We start from the raw sequence: 436 nt of genomic DNA, 5'->3' as shown, positions 1-436 counted from the left end.
GTGTCGACGATCGTCGTGGAAAAGATTCCGGTGTCGAGCGCACGCATCGGCTCATCCGCCCGCGCAGTAAGCCGCCGGTTCATCGTCATCAGGTGCCAACGCATCCACGGGTCGGCGGTCTTCAACAGCCGCTCGAGCGCGGCGCGCAGTGTGAGGTTCGAATCGAACAGGCCTGCCAACGAGACGATCAGTAGCGCGGCACGCAAGTCGCGTCGATTGCGCCAGAGCAGCGGCATGCGATCGAATTTGTCCCGCAGCGGTCCCGCCCAGCGCTTCAGGCTTGAGAAGTAAGCGAAGACAAGGCCGATCACGACCGTGAGCGTGAGCCACCAGTACTCAAAGCAGCCCGTGTCAGCGCCGAAGGCATCGAAAGGCTTCTTCGCGGAAGACGCGGACGAAGAGGGGGAGAGCGCAGGCACGGTGGGATTGATGTCCG

At 63.1% G+C, this 436-nt stretch carries 1 pseudogene; it reads right to left on the bottom strand.

The features are described from left to right. Positions 1–362: pseudogene (locus P7F28_RS10305) on the bottom strand (type II secretion system protein); the annotation flags it as partial. Positions 363–436 lie beyond the last annotated feature (74 nt).

Origin of the sequence: Caballeronia sp. BR00000012568055 (assembly GCF_029439455.1) — a bacterium.
Taxonomy (GTDB): Bacteria; Pseudomonadota; Gammaproteobacteria; order Burkholderiales; family Burkholderiaceae; genus Caballeronia.
The sequence above is the reverse complement of the archived record's forward strand: the minus strand, read 5'-3'. Positions and strand labels throughout refer to the sequence as shown.